This window comes from Xanthobacter sp. BG11Y11_SDJG (assembly GCF_057364445.1).
In genome coordinates this window covers 1-2,621 of record NZ_JBNFNU010000499.1, presented here as the reverse complement: position 1 = coordinate 2,621, position 2,621 = coordinate 1, and the positions used below count along the sequence as shown (strand labels likewise).

Genomic DNA, 2,621 nt, shown 5'->3' with positions numbered 1-2,621 from the left:
CGCCTTCTGGGCGAGGCGCGCGGCGCCGGACCGTGCTGCCGCGCTCTCGGCGTGCGCCTGCGACCCCGCCGCGGCCATGGCGGCAAGGAGGGCGCAGGCGAAAAGGCCAGTCCGCGGCATCATGACCAGGAGTCTCGCCGCATTCCGGTTGCGCAGAGGTAAAGGACGGGCGCCGCGGCCAAGCTTTTTTGCCGGCCGCGGGAGCGCTCAGGCCTCCATGCTCTCCAGCTCGGAAATCATGCTCTCGATCAGCGAAAGGCCGGTCTGCCAGAAGGCCGGGTCGCGGGCATCGAGGCCGAACGGCGCCAGCAGCTGCGAATGGTGCTTGGTGCCGCCCGCCGCCAGCATCTCCAGATACCGTTCCGCGAAGCCGTCGGACGCCTTCTCGTAGACCGCGTAGAGCGAGTTCACGAGGCAGTCGCCGAAAGCGTAGGCGTAGACGTAGAACGGCGAATGGATGAAGTGGGGGATGTAGGTCCAGAAGTTCTCATAGCCGGCGCTGAGGTGGATCGCCGGGCCGAGGCTCTCGGTCTGCACCTTCATCCAGATCTCGCCCAGGCGGTCGGAGGTCAGTTCGCCCGCGCGCCGCTCGGTGTGGACATGGCGCTCGAAGGTGTAGAAGGCGGTCTGGCGCACCACCGTGTTGATCATGTCCTCCACCTTCTGGGCCAGCATGATCTTGCGCGCCTGCGGCGTCTCGGCGGCGGCGAGCAGCCGGCGGAAGGTGAGCATCTCGCCGAACACCGAGGCGGTTTCCGCCAGCGTCAGCGGCGTCGGGGCCATGAGCGCGCCCTGGCGGCCGGCCAGCACCTGGTGCACGCCGTGGCCGAGTTCGTGGGCAAGCGTCATCACGTCCCGCGGCTTGCCCTGGTAGTTGAGCAGCACATAAGGGTGCGCGGAGGGCACGGTCGGGTGCGCGAACGCACCCGGCGACTTGCCGGGGCGCACCGGCGCGTCGATCCAGGACTTGTCGAAGAAGGTGCGGGCGATGTCCGCCATCTTCGGCGAGAAGGTGCCGTAGGCCTGGAGCACCGTGTCCCTGGCCTCGCCCCAGGCGATGTCGCGGGTCGCGACCTTTGGCAGAGGCGCATTGCGGTCCCAGAATTCCAGCCGCTCCTTGCCGAACCAGCGCGCCTTCAGCGCGTAATAGCGGTGCGACAGGCGCGGATAGGCGGCGGTGATGGCCGAGACCATGGCGTCCACCACCTCCTGCTCCACCCGGTTCGAGAGGTGGCGGGCGGAGGCGACGTCGGGAAAGCCGCGCCAGCGGTCGGAAATCTCCTTGTCCTTCGCCAGCGTGTTGGTGACGAGGGTGAACAGGCGCACGTTCTTGCCCAGCGTGTCGGCGATGGCGAGCCCGGCGGCCCGGCGCACCTCCTCCTTCGGGTCCTGCATCAGGTTCAGCGTCGGCTCGATGGCCAGTTCCTGGCCGTTCACCTGGAAGCGCAGCGAGGAGATGGTCTCGTCGAACAAGCGGCTCCAGGCGCTGCGCGAGGGGCTCGCCTTCTCGTGGAACAGCTGCTCGATCTTGTCGTCGAGCTGGAACGGCTTGTCCTTCCTGAGATCCTCGATCCAGGGCCGGTAGTGGCCGAGCGCCGGCACCGCCATGGCGGCTTCCAGCTTGTCGTCGTCCAGCCGGTTCAGTTCCAGCGTGAAGAACAGCAGATGCGTCGAGGCGTCGGTCAGGCGCTCCTGGATGTCGCCGTAGAACTTGGCGCGCGCCGGATCGGAGGTGTCGCCCGCATAGACCAGGCTGCCATAGGAGGCGATGCGGCCCATGAGGTCGTCGATCTCCTCGTAGCGCCGCACCGCGGCGGCGAGCGCCTCACCGGCGTCGGGGCCGTCGAGGATGGCGGCGAGCTTGCCCTTGTAGTCGGCCTCGAAGGCGAGGCAGACGGCATCCGATGTCTTCAGGTCCTCGGCGAGGGCGGGCGCGTCCATGCCGGCATAGAGGTCGGACAGGTTCCATTCCGGCAGGTCCTGCGCCACGGCGCTGGCGGCGAGAGCCGAGGCGGGGGCGGCGCGCGGCGCCTCGGACGCGGCGGGCGAGGGAAAGCCGGAAAAGGGAACGGACAGTGGGACCTCCGAAAAGCGGCGCTCTCATTGGGGCGCGGAGCCTGGGCTGAAATTGGGATGCGCGGCGGCCGATGCCAAGGGGAAACGCAAACGGCACGCCGGCGGATCGGAACACAAAACGGGCGGCGACGACGGGCAGGCGATTCGGCCTTCCAGGCGATCCGCAGCGCCGGATGGACGGATGCCGGACCGCAGACTCTGCCCAAACCGCACCGCGCCGCAAGGGGTCTCGCGGAAGCGCGGGCACCTTAGACTTCCCTTAACCCTCCCCGGCCAAGCTCGCGCGGTATCATCTGCCTTGCCTTCCAGCCCGGACGCCCATGACCTCCTCCCTGCTCCTCGTCGAGGACGATGCCGACGAGGCCCGCCGCCTCGCCGCGACCCTCGCGCATCTCGGCCACCGCACCAGCTGGGTGGGGGACGGCGACGCGGCGCTGGAGCGCCTGTCGCGCCAGCCGTTCGCCGCGGTTCTGCTCGATCTCGTGGTGCCCGGCCTCGACGGCATGGGCGTCCTGCGCGCGCTCGGCCGCCCGCGGCGACGCGAC

General features: G+C 69.3%; 2 protein-coding genes. One reads left to right on the top strand and one right to left on the bottom strand.

Going from position 1 to position 2,621, the window contains the following annotated elements:
• Positions 1–207: 207 nt before the first annotated feature.
• On the bottom strand, positions 208–1,989 hold the full coding sequence (locus AC2W7M_RS23475) for a M3 family oligoendopeptidase (protein ID WP_486135345.1): 1,782 nt from the start codon (positions 1,987–1,989) through the stop codon (positions 208–210).
• A 407-nt stretch (positions 1,990–2,396) separates the two neighbouring features.
• Between AC2W7M_RS23475 and AC2W7M_RS23470 the strand changes: the two genes are divergently transcribed.
• Positions 2,397–2,621 (top strand): response regulator transcription factor (locus AC2W7M_RS23470; RefSeq protein WP_486135343.1); only part of this gene is annotated, 225 nt, incomplete at its 3' end.